This is a genomic window from Brevibacterium sp. LS14 (assembly GCF_012027885.1).
In the GTDB taxonomy this organism is placed as follows: domain Bacteria; phylum Actinomycetota; class Actinomycetes; order Actinomycetales; family Brevibacteriaceae; genus Brevibacterium; species Brevibacterium casei.
On sequence record NZ_SJXG01000029.1, the window covers coordinates 1 to 18,958 of the forward strand.

Sequence of the window (18,958 nt, forward strand, 5' to 3'; positions counted from 1 at the left end):
CCCTCGCCGACCTCGAGGATCTTCGAGTCGCGGTAGTGGCGAGCGACGAGGTATTCGTTCATGAAGCCGTAGCCGCCGTGGATCTGCGTGGCGTCGCGGGCGTTGTCCATCGCCGCGTCGCCGGCGATCATCTTCGCGATCGCCGCCTCCTTCTTGAACGGCAGGCCTGCAAGCATCCGGGAGGCCGCGAGGTAGTAGGCGGTGCGGGCGGCGACGACGCGGGCCTCCATGCGGGCGATCTTGAACTGGATGCCCTGGAAGTCGGCGATCGCATGCCCGAACGCCTGCCGGTCCTTCGCGTACTTCACGGATTCGTCGACGCAGCCCTGGGCGGCACCGACGGAGAGCGCGGCGACGGCGATGCGGCCCTCGTCGAGGATGCGGAGGAAGTTCGCGTAGCCGCGGCCGCGTTCGCCGAGCAGGTTCGCCTCGGGGACCTCGACGTTGTCGAAGGTGAGCGGGTGGGTGTCCGAGGAGTTCCAGCCGACCTTGTCATACGCGGGTTCGGCGGTGAAGCCGGGGGTGCCGGCGGGGATCATGATCGTCGAGATCTCCGGGACCTCACGGCCCGACTTCGAGGTCTTCGTCCCGGTCACGGCGGTGGCGGTCACGAGGCGGGTGATGTCGGTGCCCGAGTTCGTGATGAACGACTTCGAGCCGTTGATCGTCCACGTGCCGTTCTCCAGCGTCGCCTTCGTCCGGGTGCCGCCGGCATCGGAGCCGGCCTCGGGTTCGGTGAGACCGAAGGCGGCCAGCCCCGAACCGTCGGTGAGCTTCGGCAGCCACTCCTGCTTCTGCTCCTCGGTGCCGAACCGGTAGATCGGCATCGCGCCGAGGGAGACGCCGGCCTCGAGCGTGATCGCGAGCGACTGGTTGACGCGGGCGATCTCCTCGATCGCCAGGCACAGGGCGAAGTAGTCTCCGCCCATGCCGCCGTACTCCTCGTCGAAGGGCAGGCCGAAGAGGCCCATCTGCCCCATCTTGGCAACGAGGGCGTAGGGGAACTCGTGCTTGGCGTCGAGTTCGGCGCTGACGGGGGCGACCTCCTCGTCGGCGAACTTCGCCACGCCCTGGCGCAGGTCTTCGTACTCCTCGGGCAGCATGCCCGGTGCGAATGCGGTGGTCATGGTGGTCTCCTTGGTGGGTGCGGTGGTCATCGGTCGGTGTTCGCGGGGGCGGTGTCGGCGGTGTCGGGTGAGTCGGCGGTATCGCCGGTGTCGGCTGAGTCGTCGACGACGGTGGCGAGCACCTCGTCGAGGGCGACCTGGGCTCCCGGCACTGCGGTGACGGTGACGGTGCCGGCCGCGGGTGCGGTGAGCACGTGCTCCATCTTCATCGCCTCGACGACGACGATCGGATCGCCCGCCTCGACGTGGTCGCCGGAGTCGACGCGGACCTCGACGACGGATCCGGGCATGGGGGCGAGCACCTCGGCGCCGCCCTCGCCCGGGGTGAGCGAGGTGTCGGCCTGGGTGCGGGTGAAGACGTGGATGCCCCGGTCCCCCGCCACCCAGATCGTCCGGTCGCGGGCGTCGGAGAAGACCCTCCCGGTGTGCTGGACACCGTCGACGAGGACGTGCCAGATCCCGTCGTCATCGACGACGACGTCGTCGATGCGGCTCTCCACGTGCACGGACTCCCCGTCGACGGTGAGGTCGACCGTGGGCCTGAAGTCCGGACGGGAGGTGCGGAAGGTCCGCGGCCCTGCCCACGCCGAGGCGGCGCCCGCCGTCGCGAGCGTGTCCGCGGTGAGCTCCCCGGTGATCTCGGCGCCCGCCCGACCCTGGGTCGCGAGCACGGCGGCGACGGCGAACTGCCGGTCGATGTCCGTGGCCGTGTGGGCGAGCTGCTCCTCGCCGAGGCGGTCGATGAGCGAGGTGTCGAGGTCACCGGCGGCGACCTCGGGCAGGGTGATGAGGGTGCGGAGGAAGTCGATGTTCGTCACGACACCCGGCACAGCCGAGGCGGCCAGTGCCGACTCGAGTCGGTCGAGAGCGGTCGCCCGGTCGGGTCCGGTGGCGATGAGCTTGGCGATCATCGGGTCGTAGTCGGAGGCGACTGCCTGGCCGGCTTCGAGGCCGTTGTCGACGCGGATGCCCTCGCCGTTCGGGAAGACGACGTCGATCGCGCGGCCGCCGGTCGGCAGGAAGCCGCGGGCGGGATCCTCGGCGTAGATGCGGGCCTCGACGGAGTGGCCGGTCAGCGTGATGTCGTCCTGGCTCAGCGGCAGCTCCTCGCCGGCGCCGACGCGCAGCTGGAGTTCGACGAGGTCGACCCCGGTGACCTCCTCGGTGACGGGGTGCTCGACCTGGAGGCGGGTGTTCATCTCCATGAAGAAGAACTCGTCGGGACGGTCGGCGCCGACGATGAACTCGACGGTGCCGGCACCCCGGTAGCCGACCGAGCGGGCCGTCTCGATCGCGGCCTCACCGATCCGGGCCCGCGTCTCTTCGTCGAGGAGCGCCGACGGCGCTTCCTCGATGACCTTCTGGTGGCGGCGCTGGAGCGAGCATTCGCGTTCGCCTAAGTGGATGACGTTCCCGTGCGCATCGGCCATGACCTGGACCTCGATGTGGCGCGGGGTGGCGACGAGGCGTTCGAGGAAGAGCGTGTCGTCGCCGAAGGAGTTCTGGGCCTCACGGCGGGCGGTCTTGAGTGCGGCCGGGAGTTCGGAGGGCTCGAAGACGGCGTGCATGCCCTTGCCGCCGCCTCCGGCGGAGGGCTTGATGAGGACGGGGAAGCCGATGTCGTCGGCTGCGGCGATGAGCGCCTCGTCGGAGGATCCGGCGTCCTTCGTGCCCGGCACGAGGGGGACGCCGCGGGCGGAGACCGCCTGCTTCGCGGTGATCTTGTCCCCCATCGTCCGGATCGCCTCGGGGCCGGGGCCGAGGAAGACGATGCCGGCGGCATCGCACGCGGCGGAGAAGTCGGCGTTCTCGGAGAGGAACCCGTAGCCGGGGTGGATGGCCTCTGCTCCCGTCGCCGTCGCGGCGGCGATGACCTTGTCGATGTCGAGGTAGGACTCGCTCGCCTGGGCGGGGCCGAGGCGCACGGCGGTGTCGGCGGCTCTCACGTGGGCGGCGTGAGCGTCGGCGTCGGAGTAGACGGCGACGGTGCGGATGCCCAGCCGCTTCGCGGTGCGGATGACGCGCAGGGCGATCTCGCCGCGGTTGGCGATGAGGATGGTGTCGAACATAGTCAGCTCACATTCTGAAGACGCCGTAGCCGTCGGCATCGAGCGGCCGGCCAAGAGGCGAGAAGCGGGCGAGGTCGAGGGCGAGCGCGAGGATCTCGCGGGTGTCTTGAGGTTCGATGATCCCGTCGTCCCAGAGTCTCGCGGTCGAGTAGTACGGGTTGCCCTGGGCTTCGTACTGGTCGCGGATGGGCTGCTTGAACGCGTCTTCGTCCTCCGCCGACCAGGTCTCCCCGCGGGCTTCGATCTGGTCGCGCTTGACGGTCGAGAGCACGCTCGCCGCCTGTTCGCCGCCCATCACGGAGATCCGGGCGTTCGGCCACATCCAGAGGAACCGCGGCGAGTAGGCGCGGCCGCACATCGAGTAGTTGCCGGCGCCGAAGGACCCGCCGATGACGACGGTGAACTTCGGGACGCGGGCGGTGGCGACGGCGTTGACCATCTTCGCGCCGTGCTTGGCGATGCCGCCGGCTTCGTAGTCGCGGCCGACCATGAAGCCGGAGATGTTCTGGAGGAAGACGAGCGGGATCGTGCGCTGGTCGCAGAGTTCGATGAAGTGTGCGCCCTTGACCGCGGATTCGCCGAAGAGGATGCCGTTGTTCGCGATGATCCCGACCGGATGGCCGTCGATGTGGGCGAACCCGGTGACGAGGCTCGTGCCGTACTCGGCTTTGAATTCGTGGAACTTCGACCCGTCGACGAGGCGGGCGATGACCTCGTGGACGTCGTAGGGGACCTTCGAGTCGACGGGGACGACCGAGGTGAGCTCCTCCGGGGAGTGCAGCGGCTCCTCGGGGGCGATGACCTCCCAGTTCGGTGCCGGCTTCGGCCCGAGAGTGGTGACGATGTCGCGCATGATCTCGAGCGCGTGGGAGTCGTTGGCCGCGAGGTGGTCGGTGACGCCGGAGACGCGGGAGTGGAGAGCGCCGCCGCCGAGGTCCTCGGCACTGACGACTTCACCGGTCGCGGCCTTGACCAGGGGTGGTCCGCCGAGGAAGATCGTGCCCTGCTCGGAGACGATGATCGTCTCATCGGCCATCGCCGGGACGTAGGCGCCGCCGGCGGTCGAGGAGCCGAGCACCGCGGCGAGCTGCGGGATGCCAGCGGCGGAGAGGGTGGCCTGGTTGTAGAAGATCCGCCCGAAGTGCTCTCGGTCGGGGAAGACGTCGTCCTGGTTGGGCAGGTTCGCCCCGCCGGAGTCGACGAGGTAGATGCACGGCAGCCGGTTGTCCTTCGCGATCTCCTGCGCGCGCAGGTGCTTCTTCACCGTCACCGGGTAGTACGTGCCGCCCTTGACGGTGGCGTCGTTGGCGACGATGACGCATTCGCGACCCGCCACCCGGCCGATGCCGGTGATGATGCCCGCACCCGGGCTCGCATCGTCGTACATGCCGTTGGCGGCGAGCGGTGAGAGCTCGAGGAACGGGGTGCCCGGGTCGAGGAGCGCTTCGACGCGGTCGCGGGGCAGAAGCTTGCCGCGGTCGACGTGCTTCTGCCGGGACTTCTCCGGACCGCCCAGGGCGGTGGCGCTGATGCGGTCCCGGAGTTCGGCGATGAGTTCGGCGTGCGCCCCGGCGTTCGCCTCCCCTGTCGCCGGATTGACGGCAGTTCCCACTGCTCTCATTCCCACTCCCCATTTCAGTTAATTGTTGTTAACTGACTGCTATGATACTGCCCACAGGGCGGGTGTGACAACGCCCACGACGACAAGGCGACTGGGAGGAGTGGGGATGGTGACGACGTCGACGCGGGCGGAGGCGAAGGCCGCCCGGCGCGAACAGCTGCTCACGGTCGCGAAGACGCTCTTCGCCCGGCACGGCTTCCATGGGGTGCGCCTCGATGACCTTGCAAAGGGGGCGGGGATCTCCGCGCCTGCGGTCTACCGGCACTTCGAGTCGAAGGAGGCCGTGCTTAAGGAGCTGCTCGTCGGGATCTCGGAGTACCTGCACGACGGCGGTGTGGGGATCGTCGGCGCGCATTCCGCCGAGGACGCCTCCGACGCCGAGGCGCAGACCTCCCCCGCCGAGGCGGCCGCGACTCTCGGCACACTCATCGACTTCCACATCGCCTTCGCGATGAGCGAGCCCGACCTCATCCGCATCCAGGACCGCGACTTCGCGGCCCTGCCCGAGTCCTCCCGCCGCACCGTCCGCCGCCTGCAGCGCCGATATGTCAGCCAGTGGGCGCAGGTCGCGACCCGAGTCCACCCGGAGTGGAGTCTCGAGGCCGCGACCGTGCGCGTCCACGCGGCGTTCGGAATGATGAATTCGACGCCGTATCAGGCCAGGGACTCGGGCGCCGAGGTGGTCCGCCGAGAGCTGCGGTCCGCCGTGTCCGCAGCGCTCGGGCTCCCGGCAGCCGATGAGGACGTCACGGAACGATGACGAGCTTGCCCCGGGTGTGCCCCTCAGCACTCGAACGGAACGCGTCGGCCACCTCGGCGAGGGGGAAGATCTGGTCGACCTCGACGCTGAGCTTTCCAGCGTCGACGAGCTCGGTCAGCCGGGCTGTCGTCGCCCCGTCGGGGCGGACCCAGATGTAGCGCCCGCCGTGCTCGGTCACCGAGGGGTCGGCGATCGAGGCGTGCGCACCGTCGTCGGCGAGGACGGCGAGAGTGGTCTCGAGTTGGCCGCCGACGAAATCGGCGACGGCGTCGACCGGACCGCCCGCGAGCTCGCGGACGCGGTCGGCGAGTCCCTCACCGTAGGTGATCGGTTCGGCGCCGAGTTCGCGGAGGTAGTGGTGGTTGCGTTCGGAGGCGGTGCCGATGACGCGGGCGCCGGCAGCCTTCGCGATCTGCACGGCCATACTGCCGACACCTCCGGCGGCGCCGTGGATGAGGACGGTCTTCCCGTCGAGGTCGCCGAGGGCGTCGAGGGTGCGCAGCGCGGTGTTGCCGGCCAGGGGCAGACCGCCGGCCTGCTCCCAGGTGAGGCCTGCGGGTTTCTTCGTCACGGCGTGGACGGGGACGGCGACCTTCTCGGCGAAGGTGCCGCCGCCGAGGACGTCCTTGCGGGCGTAGGCGACGACCTCGTCGCCGATCTCGAATTCGGGGGTGTCGAAACCGAGTCCGATGACGGTGCCGGCGACGTCCCAGCCGGGGATGACGGGGAACTGTGTGGGGAGGAACCGGTCGAGACCGCCGCCGACGAGCTTCCAGTCGACGGGGTTGACTCCGGCGGCCCTGACCTCGATGAGGACGGAGGCCGGCGGGACCTTGGGGTCCTCGATCTCGCGGACCTCGATGTCATCGAAGTCGTCGGTGAACCGGTCGTAGACGGCAGCGCGCATGGTGTCTCCTCAGGCGGGGTGCGGAGTGAGATGTCTGGCCGCACCGTGTTGTGCGCCCATGCGACGCACAACATCCCCGGCCCATCCGCTATTCCGATCGTCGGCCCAGTGTTCCGAACGTCCCGATCGTCGGCCTCGACTGACATCGCCGGTCGACTCCGTCACGCCGAGGTCGTGTCAGTGCGCTGGCGTAGACTCATGCCATGACTGTGACCCCGGACCCCCCGCCTCCCGACTATGTCAGCGACCGGCTCATTCTCAGGCGATTCGACGCTACCGACGCATCGTTCGTCCACGAACTCCACGCAAATCCGGACCTCATCCGATTCATCCCGAAAGCGGCGATGCCCCGCATCGAAGATGCAGCTGCGTGGATCACGACGGTCAACGAGTCGGCATCTGCTGGTCGCGGCTGGTGGTGCGTGACTCTTCACGACGGGACTCCGGTGGGCGCTGCAGTCCTCCAGCCGATCCGCTACAGCGCCGGGGAATCCGGTGACGACGTAGAGATCGGCTGGCGATCCCACCCCGCTCATGTGGGCAAGGGCTATGCCACTGAGGCGGGGGCATTGCTGCTCTCGGCCGGGTTCGCCAGCGGCCTCGACCGGATCATCGCCGTCGTCAAACCGGACAACTTCGCCTCGCAGTCGGTGTCGAGGAGTATCGGGATGACTCCCCTCGGACCCACCTCGACCTACTACGACACGACGATCGATCTCTTCGAGGCCGGTGTCGGCAACGCTCGTTCGCGCCAGGTGTCCTGGGTGGGGATCGACGACCCGGCCCGCCGTGACTCGGCGGACATCCTCCTCGACGACGGACTGCGGGCGTTCGGCCGACAGGTCACTGACGACTATGCCGCAGCGTGGACGGTCGACGCCTCAGCAGGATGGGTCACGCGCACCGTCGATATCGCCGTGCAGGGTACGGGGTGGCGGCGAACGCTCACCCTGTCCCGCGATCCCGACACCGGCTGGTGGGCCAGTGAGACACATGCGTGCGGACAGCCGACGACCCCGTTGGCCGAGCCGGGCATCGTCGATGCCGAAGCGCTCTCCGGGGCCCTCGACTGCGACCTCGGTCTGTGCCCACTGACGAACACGATGCCGATCCGGCGCCTGGACGTCCAGACGGACACCGCCGACGAGCACCCGCTGACGATGGCGTGGATCGACATGCCCTCCCTCGAGGTCATCGCCGGCCCCCAGATCTACGCGGGCATCGACGCCGAGCACGTCCGATACACGAGCGGGACAAGGGATTTCACCGCCGAGCTCACTCTCGACGAGGACGGCATCGTCATCGACTACCCGCAGCTGGCCGAGCGCACAGCGGCCGATCGTTCGAGCTGATCAGACGCCGATCCTGCGTCGACGACGCCGGAGGCCCGGACGCATCGTGTCGTCCGGGCCTCCGGCGGATGGACACGACCGTGAGCTCAACGGGCGGTCGAGGTCATCTCACTCGTACGTCTCGCCGGTCTTCGCGCGCTCGATGAGTGAGGCGGGCGGGGTGAAGCGCTCACCGTAGGTGGCGGCGAGCTCGTTCGCCCGTTCGACGAACCCTGCCAGACCGCCCTCGTACTGGTTGACGTACTGGAGGACGCCGCCGGTCCATGCGGGGAATCCGATGCCGTAGATCGAACCGATGTTGGCGTCGGGCACCGAGGTGAGCACGCCCTCGTCGAGGCATTTGATCGTCTCGATCGCCTCGGCGAAGAGCATCCGCTCCTGGAGGTCGGCGAAGGGCTCCGTCGTCGACCCGGACTCGAAGTGCTCGCGCAGGCCCGACCACAGGTGGGTGCGCTTGCCGGTCTCGTCGTACTCGTAGAACCCGGCGCCGTCCTTGCGCCCGGTCCGCCCCTGCTCGACCATCCAGTCGATGACGGCCTCCGAGGGATGCTCATCCCACGTGCCCCCGGCCGCCTCGACGGCTGCCCGGGTCTCCTGGCGGATCTTCTGGGACAGGGTGAGCGTGAGCTCGTCGAGGAGCTGGAGCGCACCGGTCGGGTATCCGGCCTGCAGGGCCGCCTGCTCGACGCTGGAGGGTTCGACTCCCTCACCGACGGCGGCGACCGCCTCGGCGATGAAGGTCCCGATGACACGGGAGGTGAAGAACCCGCGGGAGTCGGTGACGACGATCGGGGTCTTCCTGATCTGCTGGACGAAGTCGAAGGTCCGCGCCAGCGTCTCATCGGAGGTCTTCTCTCCCGTGATGATCTCGACGAGGGGCATCTTGTCCGCCGGGGAGAAGAAGTGGACGCCGATGAAGTCCTTCTCCCGTTCGACTCCAGTCGCGAGTTCCGTGATCGGCAGGGTCGAAGTGTTCGATCCGAGCACGGCGTCGGGGGCGACGACGTCCTCGATCTCACCGAAGACCTGCTGCTTGACGGGCACGGACTCGAAGACAGCTTCGATGACGAAGTCGACGCCGGCGAAGTCGTCGACGGACGCACTCGGGTGGATGCGGGCGAGCACAGCCTCGGACTTCTCCGGGGTGGTCTTGCCCTTGGCCAGGGCGGACTCCTCGCGCTTGCGGGCGTAGTCCTTGCCCTTCTCGGCGTTGGCGAGCTCGACGTCCTTGAGGACGACGTCGATGCCGGCGCGGGCCGCGGTGTAGGCGATCGCGGCCCCCATCATTCCGGCTCCGAGGACGCCGAGCTTCGTCACGGGCCGCGGCTCGAAGCCATCGGGACGCGAGCCCCCGGCGTTGATGTGGCCGAGGTCGAAGAAGAACGCCTTGATCATGTTCTTCGCCACCTGCGTGTGGGTGAGGCTGACGAAGTAGCGGGTCTCGACGGTGAGCGCGGTGTCGATGTCGACGAGCGCACCCTCGACGGCGGCGGCCATGGCCGCGCGCGGGGCCGGCATCGGCGCGCCCTTCGTCTGGCGGCGCAGAGCCGCCGGCAGCGCGGGCAGCATCATCGCGATCTTCGGCGAGCTCGGCGCCCCGCCGGGGATTGTGAAGCCCTTGACGTCCCAAGGCTGGACCGCCTCGGGGTTGGCATTGATCCACGCCTTCGCCCGGTCTTCGAGCTCGGCCGCGGGAGCGAGGTCGTCGACGAGACCGAGCGCCTGCGCGTCGGCTGCCGTGAACTTCGTACCCGGAAGGATGACCTTCTGCAGGGCGTCCTGGAGACCGATCATCCGCACGACGCGGGAGACTCCTCCGCCTCCGGGCAGGAGTCCGAGGGTGACCTCAGGCAGGCCGAAGCGGGCGGACTTGACGTCGTCGGCGGCGATCCGGTAATGGGTGGCAAGCGCGATCTCGAGGCCGCCGCCCAGTGCCGCTCCGTTGAGCGCAGCGACGACGGGCTTGCCGAGTTTCTCGAGGCGGCGCAGGAGCGCCTTGATGTGCTCGACCTGCGCGGTCTCGGCCTCGGAGTTGTCCGGATCCGCGCGGCGCAGCCTCTCGAGGTCGCCGCCGGCGAAGAACGACTTCTTCGCCGAGGTGAGGACGACGCCGGTGATGTCGTCGACGTTGGCTTCCAGCCAGTCGAGGGTCTCTTCGAGGGCGGCACCGAAGTGGTCGTTCATCGTGTTCACCGAGGAATCGGGGTCGTCGAGGACGATGGTGACGATGCCGTCGGCGTCGGTGGTGCGGGAGTATTCAGCGTTCGTCATGTCAGACCCTTTCGATGATCGTCGCGATGCCCATGCCTGCGCCGATGCACAGGGTGACCAGTCCGCGCTTGAGGTCGCGGCGTTCGAGTTCGTCGAGGACGGTGCCGAGGATCATCGCCCCCGTCGCACCGAGCGGGTGGCCCATGGCGATCGCCCCGCCGTTGACGTTGACCTTCTCGTGCGGGATCCCCAGGTCCTTCATCCACTTGAGGACGACGGCGGCGAAGGCTTCGTTGAGTTCGAAGAGGTCGATGTCGTCGACCGTCATGCCGGCCTTGTCGAGGACCTTCTGCGTCGCCGGGGTCGGTCCGGTGAGCATGATCGTCGGTTCGGAGCCGACGACGGCGGTGGCGACGATGCGGGCGCGCGGGGTCATGCCCATGTCCTGCCCGACCTTCTCATCGCCGAGGATGACGAGGGCGGCCCCGTCGACGATTCCCGAGGAGTTCGCCGCCGTGTGGACGTGGTCGATCTCCTCGACCCAGTGGTACTTCTGCAGGGCGACGTCGTCGAAGCCGGTCTGCGCGGCGAGCTTGGCGAAGGCAGGCGGCAGCTGGGAGAGCGATTCGACGGTCGACCCGGGACGCATGTGCTCGTCCCGATCGAGGATCGTCACACCGTTGAGGTCCTTGACGGGGATGACGGAGTTCGCGAAGCGTCCGGCCTCCCACGCCTCGGCGGCGCGGCGCTGCGATTCGGCGGCATAGGTGTCGACATCGGTGCGGGTGAAGCCCTCGGTCGTGGCGATGAGGTCGGCCCCGATGCCTTGGGGGACGAAGTACGTGTCATAGTTCGTTGTCGGATCGTGCGACCACGCCCCGCCGTCGGAACCGAGCGGGATGCGCGACATCGACTCGACGCCGCCGGCGAGGACGAGGGATTCGAAGCCGCTGCCGACCTTCTGGGCGGCGAGGTTGACGGCTTCGAGGCCCGAGGCACAGAAGCGGTTGACCTGGACCCCGGCGACGGATTCGTCGAGTCCGGCGACCAGCGCCGCGGTGCGCGCGATGTCCGAGCCCTGCTCGCCGACCGGGGAGACGACGCCGAGGACGATGTCGTCGATCTTCGCGTCGTCGAGGTCGGGGTTGCGTTCGCGTACGGCGTCGATGAGGCCGACGACGAGGTCGATGGGCTTCGTGCCGTGGAGGGCGCCGCCGCGGTTCCTGCCGCGCGGAGTGCGCACGGCATCGTAGATAAACGCTTCGCTCATGTGATCCTCACAGTCGTCAGGGAGATCGCACCTCTCCCCGCATTGGTGGTGACTCGCACTCGCGGCGACGGTGGACCATCGCCGGTGAGCCCGCCGATCGAAGCTGATCGATCGTTCACTAATGGTGTCGGTCCCATTGAACACCGCATCGCTGTGATGGTCAACACAGGCCGATCCCGCCGCCCGCCCATGCGGAACAGAGGGGGCGCCGGGCGTCGACCGGCGACGCCGACGGTTCCGTGACGAAGCTCTCATCTCGATTCGATCACGGGGCACTGAGGACAACACCCGCAGTGATTATGATGAGGCGACTCCTCCTTCCGAGCAGTCAGCCCTCCCCTTCGAGATTCAGGAGAATCATGTCCGTGATCACCCCTGCCCGCCTGCGCCCGGGCCTCGCTCTCGTCCTCGCCGCCGGCCTGCTCGCCGGCCCCATCGCCCTCGACGCCTCCCCCGCCGAGGCGGCGTCGAAGTCATGCAAGGTCTCGATGTCGAACTCGAAGCCGCGCCAGTACTCGAACACGACGGTCAAGGTCTCGAAGGTCGGGTCGAAGGCGAAGGTGACGACGACCGCCCACTACAAGACGACGAAGACGAAGAAGTCCGCGACCGCCTCGACGAAGGGGACGGCGAACCTCAACTACTACATCTCGGGCGCAACCCCGGGCAAGAAGGTCAAGGTCACGGTGACCGCGAAGAAGGGCAAGACCTCATGGTCGTGCTCGACGTCGTTCACGCCGAAGAGGAAGTGAACGAACCGTCGCCTCGGTGAGGGCGCGCAGATCTCAGTGCTTGGGTCTGCGCGCCCTCCCTGCATTCACGTCCGTGGACTCGACCCCGACGGAACGCGATTCCCCCGCGGAACCGGGCGCCGCCTCGGCGGGGTTCGCCCTCCCGGGATTCGCCGCGCCCGGCGCACCTGATGGAGCTTCGGCGGCTTCGGTGCCGGGATCGGCGTCGAGTCGGATCTTCGCGATGGCGACAGCGACCCAGATCGACAGGAGGACCGGCAGGAGGATGGCGATGAGGACGGAGGGGTCGAGGATCGAGGAGAGGTAGGAGTTGAGCTCCTTGGTGAGGTCGCGCTCGTTGATGATCCGGCCGAGGCCGTTGAGCTGTTCGAAGATCACCTGATAGACGGTGACGTAGATGAGGAACCACTGAATGTAGTACTCGGTGATCGTCAGCAGCTCCATGCTGATGCCGGTCCGCTGGATGATCGGCTGGACGATGAGGAACATGACGATGCCCGAGGCCAGAGCCACCGAGATGACGCCGAGGAAGAGGCCGAGGCCGATGTCGAGCAGCGCGATGCCTGCGATGTAGAGGCCGAGCATGATGATGACGACGACCATCCCGACCAGAGTCATCGCCAGCCCGAGCCCGATCGCGCCGAGGAAGCCGCCGATCCGCTTCCATTCGCGGTGTCCCGGCGGGGTGGTGAGGACTCCCATGATGAGGAAGAGCCCGCACAGGACGACGAGGTGGATGAGCAGCGACATGCGATCCTCCGTTCGCCTCGACGATGCGCGTGCTCTCAGGGTACACAGACGGACACGGCGCGGCGCCGCGACAAAGTGTCAACTTTTTCTTGACACTCGGAGGAGTGTCAACCTAATCTTGACACATGACTTCTTTCACTTTCTACGGAATCACCGAAGACCGCCCCTCGACCCGCTGGAAGGCCCTCTTCGACGCCGTCTGGCCGGGTTACCGCGCCTGGTATCTGCGCGACGGAGACTCTGCCCGCCCCGATCTGGCCACCGCCGAGGCGAAGCTGCGTGAACACATGCCCGAACTCGTGCCCACGTGGCAGCGACTCGTCGACCTCACCGGCGGTGACGAGACCGCGGCGCGGATGCTCACGCTGTGGAATCCCCCGCGCTTCCTTCCCGGGTGCTCGCAGGTCGCCATGCGCTCCCCCGAACCGGCGCTGCTGCGCAACTACGACTACGGCCTCGAACTCTTCGAGCAGGTCCACGCCTCGACGCGCTACGGGTCCCGCCGGGTGATCGGCACCTCCGACTGCCTGTGGGGGCTCCTCGACGGACTCAACGAGGACGGACTGGCGGTCTCGCTCGCCTTCGGCGGACGGCCCGGCGACGGCGACGGCTTCGCCGCCCCACTCGTCGTCCGCTTCCTCCTCGAGGTCGCCGGGGATGTTCCCGAGGCACTGCGCAGGCTGGAGACCGTGCCCGTGTCGATGTACTACAACCTCACGATGGTCGATGCCACCGGCCGCCGCGCCACTGCCTACGTCGGGCCGGGGATGGCACCGGAGGTCGTCGAGGATCCGGTGGCGACGAACCACCGCGGCAGGTCCCCGGAGTATCCCGATCACGCCCGCCGCTTCCGCAGCGTCGAGCGGCAGGACCTGCTCACCGAGGCGCTCGACGACGGCCGCGGAATCGAGGAGATGGCTGAGACCATGCTCGGCCCGGGGGTCTTCAGCGGCGACTACGATAACGCGTTCGGCACGCTGTACACTGCGGTCTATCGACCCCTGCGCGGCGAGGTCGAATACCGCTGGCACTCCCGCAGGTGGACCCGCAGCCTCAGCTCTGAAGAGGAGATGATCGTGGTGACCCTCGACGACAGCACCGAACCTGTGGACCTCACCGGTTCGAACGGCCCGCCTTCCGGCGCGAGCGACACTTCTTCCGGCACGGGCGGCACGCGCGCAACTCCCTCCGCTGGCGGTGCCACCGGCGGCACGCAGTCTCAGGATGCCGCAGTGGCCGAGGTCGCCGAACTCGTGGCACAGGCACACGAGGCGATCAACGGCCTCGCCCACTCCCCCGATCCCGCGGCGTTCTCCGCGCTCATCTCCCTGTCCTCGGAGGTCGGGGAGGCGCTGGGCACCAGTGCCCGCCTCCTCGCCGAGCACAACTCGTGGGCGCGCGTCGCCGAACTCGCCGATGTCAGCCGACAGGCGGCGTGGCAGCGTTGGCGATGAACGACGATCTCCTCTCCCGCGCCGAGGCGGTCGCCCGTCAGGCGCACCGCGGGCAGGTCGACAAGGCCGGGTTCGACTACATCGACCATCCGCGCCGGGTCGCTGCGAACGCCCGGGCGGCCCTCGTCGCCGATGACCTCGGCGACGACGAGTCGACCGCGGTCGTCGCGGCCGCATGGCTGCACGATGTCGTCGAGGACACCTCGGTGACGGAGGATGATCTGCGCGGGGATTTCCCCGCCGGGGTGGTCGACGCGGTCATCGCGGTGACGAAGCGCTCCGGTGAGGACGTCGAGGACTACTTCGCTCGGGTCCGCGCGAACCCGCTGGCCGTGCGCGTGAAGACCGCCGATCTCGCCGACAACACCGATCCGGCCAGGCAGGCTCGCCTCGACGAGGCGACCCGGGCGCGGCTGACGGAGAAGTACCGCCGAGCCTACGAGCTGCTCGGGCTCTGAGCCCCAGGCGCCGCGGCGCTCATGGGTGCCGGACTCTCGTCGATCCCTCGATCGGGTGTCCCCATGTTAGTGTTTCGCGTACTCTCCGAGCGCTGTCAGCGTGATGACCTCGGCGTGATCGCGCTGGCTCCTCGGACGCGAACCGCATTCCGACCCCCCCGGTTCGCACCGAACGGATCTCACGAGGAAACTGACCCATGGCACTCACCGACCCCTCCACCGCGCTCAGACCCACCGGCCCCACGGTCAGCGAACTGCGGCATCGGGCAGAGATGCCGATGCTCGTCGTCGGCATCGAGCTCACAGCGATCGTCGTCACCGGAGCGCTCGTCTTCATCCTCGTCGGACTCCCCCTCGATGAGTGGGCTTTCGGCGTGCTCATCGGCCTCTTCGCTCCGGTGGCGAGCTTCATCTACATCCGCTACCTCTACTGGTCGAAGATCTCCAACGGAGTCGAAGTCACCGACGAGCAGTTCCCGGAGCTCTACGCCGTCTACCGGGAACTCGCGCTCGAGATGGGCTTCGGCGCCGGCACCGGGAGGATGTCGGGGATCCCGCAGATCTACGTCATCAACGGCAACGGCACGATGAACGCCTACGCCGCCAAATGCCAGCTGCAACGCGGATATGTCGTCGTCTACAGCGACCTCGTCGACCTCGCCTACGTCCACGGAGACTTCGGCGCGCTGCGATTCATCATGGGCCACGAGCTGGGACACATCAGATGCGGGCACGTGAACCTGTGGCGCAGCGGGATCCAGCCGATCCTCGTCCTCCTGCGGCTCTCCCCGACGCTGTCACGCGCTCAGGAGTACACCGCCGACAGAACGGCGTCGTACTATGCGCCCGAGGACGCCATGAAGATGATCGCCCTCTTCTCCGGCAAGAACCTCGCCTCACGGGTCGATGTCGACGCCTACATCCGGTCCGTCGACCGGCACAAGAACGGCTTCTGGCTGCGTCTGTCGAACTTCCTCTCCGGTCATGCCGTCGGGTTCCGGAGGATGAAGGCGCTGAGCCAGGTGAAGACGCAGGGCTGGAACGTCCAGGGGAAGATGCTCTAGCCCGCCTCGTCGCTCAGTGAGCCGACGACGTCACCCCCGCCTGCGACGACGGACACCGAAGACGAGTCCAGCTCCGACGACGGTCAGCAGCGCACCGATGACGGCCGTGGACATCGGCAGACCACCGGTGCGCGGCATCGCTTCGCCTCGGCCTGCTCCGTCGCCACCGTCCGCCGAGGCTGCGACGTTGGATCCGTCCGCGGTCGCACCGGAGTCTGCAGATGCCCCTGAGTCCGCCGGTGTCGACGGGCCGCTCGTGGGCAACGTCGGCTCTGTCGGGCCTTCGGTGGGGGCGGGCGTCTCCGTCGGCGAGCCGGTCGGTTCGTCAGTGGGCTCGTCCGTCGGTTCCGGGTCGTCTACGGGCTGCTGGGCGAGGGCGCTTTCGAGCAGGAGCTTCGTCTGGGCGATGATGTCCTGCCGGTTGGAGACGAACTCGGGATTGCTGATCTCCGATTCGGTCTTCTGGACTCCCTCGAGCACCGGAGTGTGCACGTGGCCGCCCGGCAGGTCGGTGAGACCGAGGGCGTCTCGGAGCAGGGTCGCGCGGTAGGCGATCTCGTTGGAGAGGTAGTCCCCGCCACCGCCGGCTCGGGCGACGGAGCCTTCGCTCGGTCCGTCTTCGCGCTGGGTTCCTTCGTTGAGCGCGGAGTCCGCCGGGCACCCGAGCCTGGGTTCGGTCGCCGGAGTGTCACCGGGCAGCTCCGTGACCGAGCGTCGATCATTGACGGCGAACGGCTTCCCGGCAGTATCCGCGACCATTGCCTCGCGCGGCAGGGTCGACTCCGTCCACTGCGGCTGCGGCGAGACCGTCGTCACGCCCGCGGGAATGGGAGCGATTCCCTGATAGCAGACTAGTTCGTTGTCGACGAAGCCTCCACGCCAGGCACCGTTGAAGGCTTCGAGGTCGAACTGGTTGGGACGTCCCTGGCTGATGGTGAAGAAGAGCTCGGGGGTGTTCTCGGCCGAGAACGCGGGCGTCAGGGCTTTCTCGACCATCCCGTCGCCGAAGTCGCGCCAGCGCACGGGGAAGAGCGCCGCTTGGATCTCGACCGGTCCGTTCGGGCCGTCGATGACCTCACCGTCGAGCGCGAGCGCGATGGCTCCCGAGGGATTGGAGATCCGCGGTTCGGAGCGCAGGGAGAAGGGGTCGAATCCGGTGATGACGGCGACGTCGCGTTCGCTCGCATCGGGGTCGAGGGTGTCCTGACCGCGGGAGAGCCGATCGATGACGGCGGTGCGGGCCGCGAGGGTCTCGTCCGAGACCCGGTTCTCCGCCGACCACTGCTTGAGGGCGCCGATCATCGCCAGGCGGGCCCAGTAGAGGGGGCGGTCGTCCGCGTCGAGACCATCGCCCCCGGTCATCGCTCGAGCGGCGTCGATGCCGCGGGTCCACAGTTCCCGTGACCGGTTCTCGACGAGGGCATCGATCGCCTCTTCCCCGGACCGGGCGCACAGGTCTTCGGCGAAGGCAGTGACGAAGTCGGCGAGGCCGCTGGAGCGGAGGAGCTCGCGGGGAGCCGGCTTCGTGACGAGTTCCTCCTCGGGTCCGAGGGCGACCGGGTCGTCGACACAGGGTGGGGTGAAGGTCGATTCGACTGCTGCGACAGGGTTGCTCAGCGACAGTGATGAGGCGACGACGGCGGCGACGGCCGACAGGGCGAATAGGCGCTTCGAGACTGGTTTCATCTTCTGCTTTCAACGATCGGATGCCTGAGGGCCGGCACCACGCCGGTGTGGTTCACAACACAGTTACGGGATGCACTGTAGCAGAATCGTTCACCATTACAGGCGTGATCGTTCAACACTCAAGATGTGATCGCCGGGCGATCCGTCGAGGGCAAAGAGTTCCTCCTCGCGAAGGGGTGCAGGCGGAACAGAAAAAGCCCCTCCCCAGCCTGTTGAGACTGGGGAGGGGCGTTGCCGAGCCGCCTGCGGGAATCGAACCCGCGACCTATTCATTATGTGGAGGATTGTTTCTCCTGGTATGCACGAGTCTGCTTCAGTCACTCTCTGACCTGCAATTACGGCGCCGTCAAGCAGCAGAGCATCTGCGCCCCGGTGGTGTCATAGCGTCGAAGTAACACTCCCGGTCGGCGGGGGTCTGATCGGTGGAGTGTGCAGATGGCGCGGGTGGGGTTGTCGTTCAGCGACAGGTCGGAGATCTCGGCGGCCTCGAAAGCGGGCTGGTCGGTGCGGAGGATCGCCCGTCACCTGGGGCGTTGCCCGTCGGTGATCTCGCGGGAGCTTCACCGGAACTCGACGAAGACCCGCGGCTACCAGGCCGTGACCGCAGACGTCAGAGCGCAGCGTCGGCGAGCTCGCCCGCAGCAGCGGAAGGTCGCGGGGGATCCGGTGCTGCAGGCGAGGGTGGACGCCGACCTGGCCGCGTCCTGGACGCCGAACGAGATAGCGGGCCGGTTGCGTCTGGAGGCGACAGACCCGACCGTTGAACGCATGGCGAACTCTCCTGACGCACGCGGCCGAACCGTCTCCGGTGAGGCTATCTACCAGTACATCTACGCAATCCCGAAGGGTGAGCTCGCCCGCAAGGGCATCTTCCTGCAGTCCAAGCGGACCAAGCGCCGACCACGTACGACCGGGCGGACGCGCGGTGGCCCAATCGTAGGTATGGTCCCGATCGCGGAGCGAGGTGAGGACGCCGCCCAGCGTCGGGTGCCGGGGCACTGGGAGGGTGACCTGATCATCGGGAAGAACGGCACCTCGTGCGCGGCGACGCTGGTGGAGCGGATGAGCGGGTTCACCGGGCTGCTGGCCCTGCCCTCGAAACACGCCGAGCCAACCGCTGACGCGGTCATCGAGTTTTTCAACGACCTGCCCGAGATGATGAAGGCATCGTTGGCGTGGGACCAGGGCAGCGAGATGGCCCAGCACGCGAAGGTCTCCCTGGCCACGGCGATGCCGGTCTACTTCGCCGATCCCCACTCGCCCTGGCAGAGGCCCAGCAACGAGAACACGAACCGGCTCTACCGGGAGTATCTGCCCAAGGGCACGGTGATCCCCGATCACCAGCCCTACCTCACCACCATCGCCGAGGAGATCAACAATCGACCCCGCCGCCGACTGGGCTATCTCACGCCCACCGAGGCATTCGCTCGACTGCTCGCCGGCGAGCCCCATGTTGCTTCGACGCCTTGACATCGCC

15 protein-coding genes are annotated in these 18,958 nt (G+C 68.0%); 7 read left to right on the top strand and 8 right to left on the bottom strand.

What is annotated here, in order from left to right; genetic code table 11:
• The 3 genes from EZE58_RS02570 to EZE58_RS02580 form a co-directional block, all read right to left on the bottom strand.
• Window positions 1–1,127: acyl-CoA dehydrogenase family protein (locus EZE58_RS02570; RefSeq protein WP_167559750.1), on the bottom strand; the 1,127-nt coding region annotated here is incomplete at its 3' end.
• A 26-nt stretch (window positions 1,128–1,153) separates the two neighbouring features.
• Window positions 1,154–3,196 (bottom strand): acetyl-CoA carboxylase biotin carboxylase subunit, encoded by a 2,043-nt coding sequence (locus EZE58_RS02575; RefSeq protein WP_167559752.1) that lies wholly within the window; start codon window positions 3,194–3,196, stop codon window positions 1,154–1,156.
• 7 nt (window positions 3,197–3,203) lie between these two features.
• Window positions 3,204–4,817, bottom strand: a complete 1,614-nt coding sequence (locus EZE58_RS02580) for a carboxyl transferase domain-containing protein (protein ID WP_167559754.1) — start codon at window positions 4,815–4,817, stop codon at window positions 3,204–3,206.
• Window positions 4,818–4,923: 106 nt separating this feature from the next.
• On the opposite strand from EZE58_RS02580, the gene EZE58_RS02585 reads away from it, so the two are divergent.
• Window positions 4,924–5,577 carry a helix-turn-helix domain-containing protein gene (locus tag EZE58_RS02585; protein ID WP_167559756.1) on the top strand — a complete coding sequence of 218 codons (654 nt, stop codon included), beginning with the start codon at window positions 4,924–4,926 and terminating at the stop codon, window positions 5,575–5,577.
• Here the strand turns inward: EZE58_RS02585 and EZE58_RS02590 are convergent.
• Window positions 5,564–6,484, bottom strand: coding sequence for an NADP-dependent oxidoreductase (locus EZE58_RS02590; protein WP_167559758.1), 921 nt, complete (start codon window positions 6,482–6,484; stop codon window positions 5,564–5,566). The genes EZE58_RS02585 and EZE58_RS02590 overlap by 14 nt on opposite strands.
• A 203-nt stretch (window positions 6,485–6,687) precedes the next feature.
• On the opposite strand from EZE58_RS02590, the gene EZE58_RS02595 reads away from it, so the two are divergent.
• On the top strand, window positions 6,688–7,836 hold the full coding sequence (locus EZE58_RS02595) for a putative glycolipid-binding domain-containing protein (protein ID WP_164672069.1): 1,149 nt from the start codon (window positions 6,688–6,690) through the stop codon (window positions 7,834–7,836).
• Window positions 7,837–7,944: 108 nt separating this feature from the next.
• Here the strand turns inward: EZE58_RS02595 and EZE58_RS02600 are convergent, their stop codons facing one another.
• Both EZE58_RS02600 and EZE58_RS02605 read right to left on the bottom strand, forming a co-directional pair.
• Window positions 7,945–10,107, bottom strand: coding sequence for a 3-hydroxyacyl-CoA dehydrogenase NAD-binding domain-containing protein (locus EZE58_RS02600; protein WP_009380882.1), 2,163 nt, complete (start codon window positions 10,105–10,107; stop codon window positions 7,945–7,947).
• A 1-nt stretch (window position 10,108) separates the two neighbouring features.
• Entirely contained in the window at window positions 10,109–11,317 is a 1,209-nt protein-coding gene (locus tag EZE58_RS02605; RefSeq protein ID WP_009380880.1) for an acetyl-CoA C-acetyltransferase, read from the bottom strand.
• Window positions 11,318–11,676: 359 nt separating this feature from the next.
• On the opposite strand from EZE58_RS02605, the gene EZE58_RS02610 reads away from it, so the two are divergent.
• Window positions 11,677–12,069, top strand: coding sequence for a hypothetical protein (locus tag EZE58_RS02610; protein WP_009380874.1), 393 nt, complete (start codon window positions 11,677–11,679; stop codon window positions 12,067–12,069).
• 33 nt (window positions 12,070–12,102) lie between these two features.
• On the opposite strand, the gene EZE58_RS02615 is transcribed toward EZE58_RS02610, so the two are convergent.
• The gene (locus EZE58_RS02615; protein ID WP_009380872.1) at window positions 12,103–12,819 is read right to left on the bottom strand and encodes a hypothetical protein; all 717 of its coding nucleotides are present in this window, start codon (window positions 12,817–12,819) and stop codon (window positions 12,103–12,105) included.
• Window positions 12,820–12,944: 125 nt separating this feature from the next.
• On the opposite strand from EZE58_RS02615, the gene EZE58_RS02620 reads away from it, so the two are divergent.
• The 3 genes from EZE58_RS02620 to EZE58_RS02630 all read left to right on the top strand — a co-directional run bounded on the left by EZE58_RS02620 (window position 12,945) and on the right by EZE58_RS02630 (window position 15,795).
• Window positions 12,945–14,273: a C45 family peptidase gene (locus EZE58_RS02620; RefSeq protein WP_009380871.1), complete on the top strand. Its 1,329-nt coding sequence runs from the start codon at window positions 12,945–12,947 to the stop codon at window positions 14,271–14,273.
• Window positions 14,270–14,731, top strand: coding sequence for an HD domain-containing protein (locus EZE58_RS02625; RefSeq protein WP_009380869.1), 462 nt, complete (start codon window positions 14,270–14,272; stop codon window positions 14,729–14,731). Before EZE58_RS02620 ends, EZE58_RS02625 begins: the two co-directional genes overlap by 4 nt.
• A gap of 197 nt (window positions 14,732–14,928) precedes the next feature.
• Window positions 14,929–15,795 carry a M48 family metallopeptidase gene (locus EZE58_RS02630; protein ID WP_009380867.1) on the top strand — a complete coding sequence of 289 codons (867 nt, stop codon included), beginning with the start codon at window positions 14,929–14,931 and terminating at the stop codon, window positions 15,793–15,795.
• 30 nt (window positions 15,796–15,825) lie between these two features.
• On the opposite strand, the gene EZE58_RS02635 is transcribed toward EZE58_RS02630, so the two are convergent.
• Window positions 15,826–17,481, bottom strand: a complete 1,656-nt coding sequence (locus EZE58_RS02635) for a hypothetical protein (protein ID WP_009380865.1) — start codon at window positions 17,479–17,481, stop codon at window positions 15,826–15,828.
• Window positions 17,482–17,916: 435 nt separating this feature from the next.
• On the opposite strand from EZE58_RS02635, the gene EZE58_RS02640 reads away from it, so the two are divergent.
• A complete protein-coding gene (locus tag EZE58_RS02640; RefSeq protein WP_009381402.1) occupies window positions 17,917–18,951 on the top strand; it encodes an IS30 family transposase in 1,035 nt (344 codons plus the stop codon).
• The last annotated feature ends 7 nt before the right edge of the window (window positions 18,952–18,958 follow it).

Bases quoted from the DNA above. Each gene is read 5' to 3' on its own strand.
- EZE58_RS02590 (WP_167559758.1), bottom strand. From the start codon at position 6,484: ATGCGCGCTGCCGTCTACGACCGGTTCACCGACGACTTCGATGACATC.
- EZE58_RS02605 (WP_009380880.1), bottom strand. From the start codon at position 11,317: ATGAGCGAAGCGTTTATCTACGATGCCGTGCGCACTCCGCGCGGCAGG.
- EZE58_RS02625 (WP_009380869.1), top strand. From the start codon at position 14,270: ATGAACGACGATCTCCTCTCCCGCGCCGAGGCGGTCGCCCGTCAGGCG.
- EZE58_RS02640 (WP_009381402.1), top strand. From the start codon at position 17,917: ATGGCGCGGGTGGGGTTGTCGTTCAGCGACAGGTCGGAGATCTCGGCG.
- EZE58_RS02615 (WP_009380872.1), bottom strand. From the start codon at position 12,819: ATGTCGCTGCTCATCCACCTCGTCGTCCTGTGCGGGCTCTTCCTCATC.
- EZE58_RS02575 (WP_167559752.1), bottom strand. From the start codon at position 3,196: ATGTTCGACACCATCCTCATCGCCAACCGCGGCGAGATCGCCCTGCGC.
- EZE58_RS02620 (WP_009380871.1), top strand. From the start codon at position 12,945: ATGACTTCTTTCACTTTCTACGGAATCACCGAAGACCGCCCCTCGACC.
- EZE58_RS02595 (WP_164672069.1), top strand. From the start codon at position 6,688: ATGACTGTGACCCCGGACCCCCCGCCTCCCGACTATGTCAGCGACCGG.
- EZE58_RS02585 (WP_167559756.1), top strand. From the start codon at position 4,924: ATGGTGACGACGTCGACGCGGGCGGAGGCGAAGGCCGCCCGGCGCGAA.
- EZE58_RS02635 (WP_009380865.1), bottom strand. From the start codon at position 17,481: ATGAAACCAGTCTCGAAGCGCCTATTCGCCCTGTCGGCCGTCGCCGCC.
- EZE58_RS02630 (WP_009380867.1), top strand. From the start codon at position 14,929: ATGGCACTCACCGACCCCTCCACCGCGCTCAGACCCACCGGCCCCACG.
- EZE58_RS02600 (WP_009380882.1), bottom strand. From the start codon at position 10,107: ATGACGAACGCTGAATACTCCCGCACCACCGACGCCGACGGCATCGTC.
- EZE58_RS02580 (WP_167559754.1), bottom strand. From the start codon at position 4,817: ATGAGAGCAGTGGGAACTGCCGTCAATCCGGCGACAGGGGAGGCGAAC.
- EZE58_RS02610 (WP_009380874.1), top strand. From the start codon at position 11,677: ATGTCCGTGATCACCCCTGCCCGCCTGCGCCCGGGCCTCGCTCTCGTC.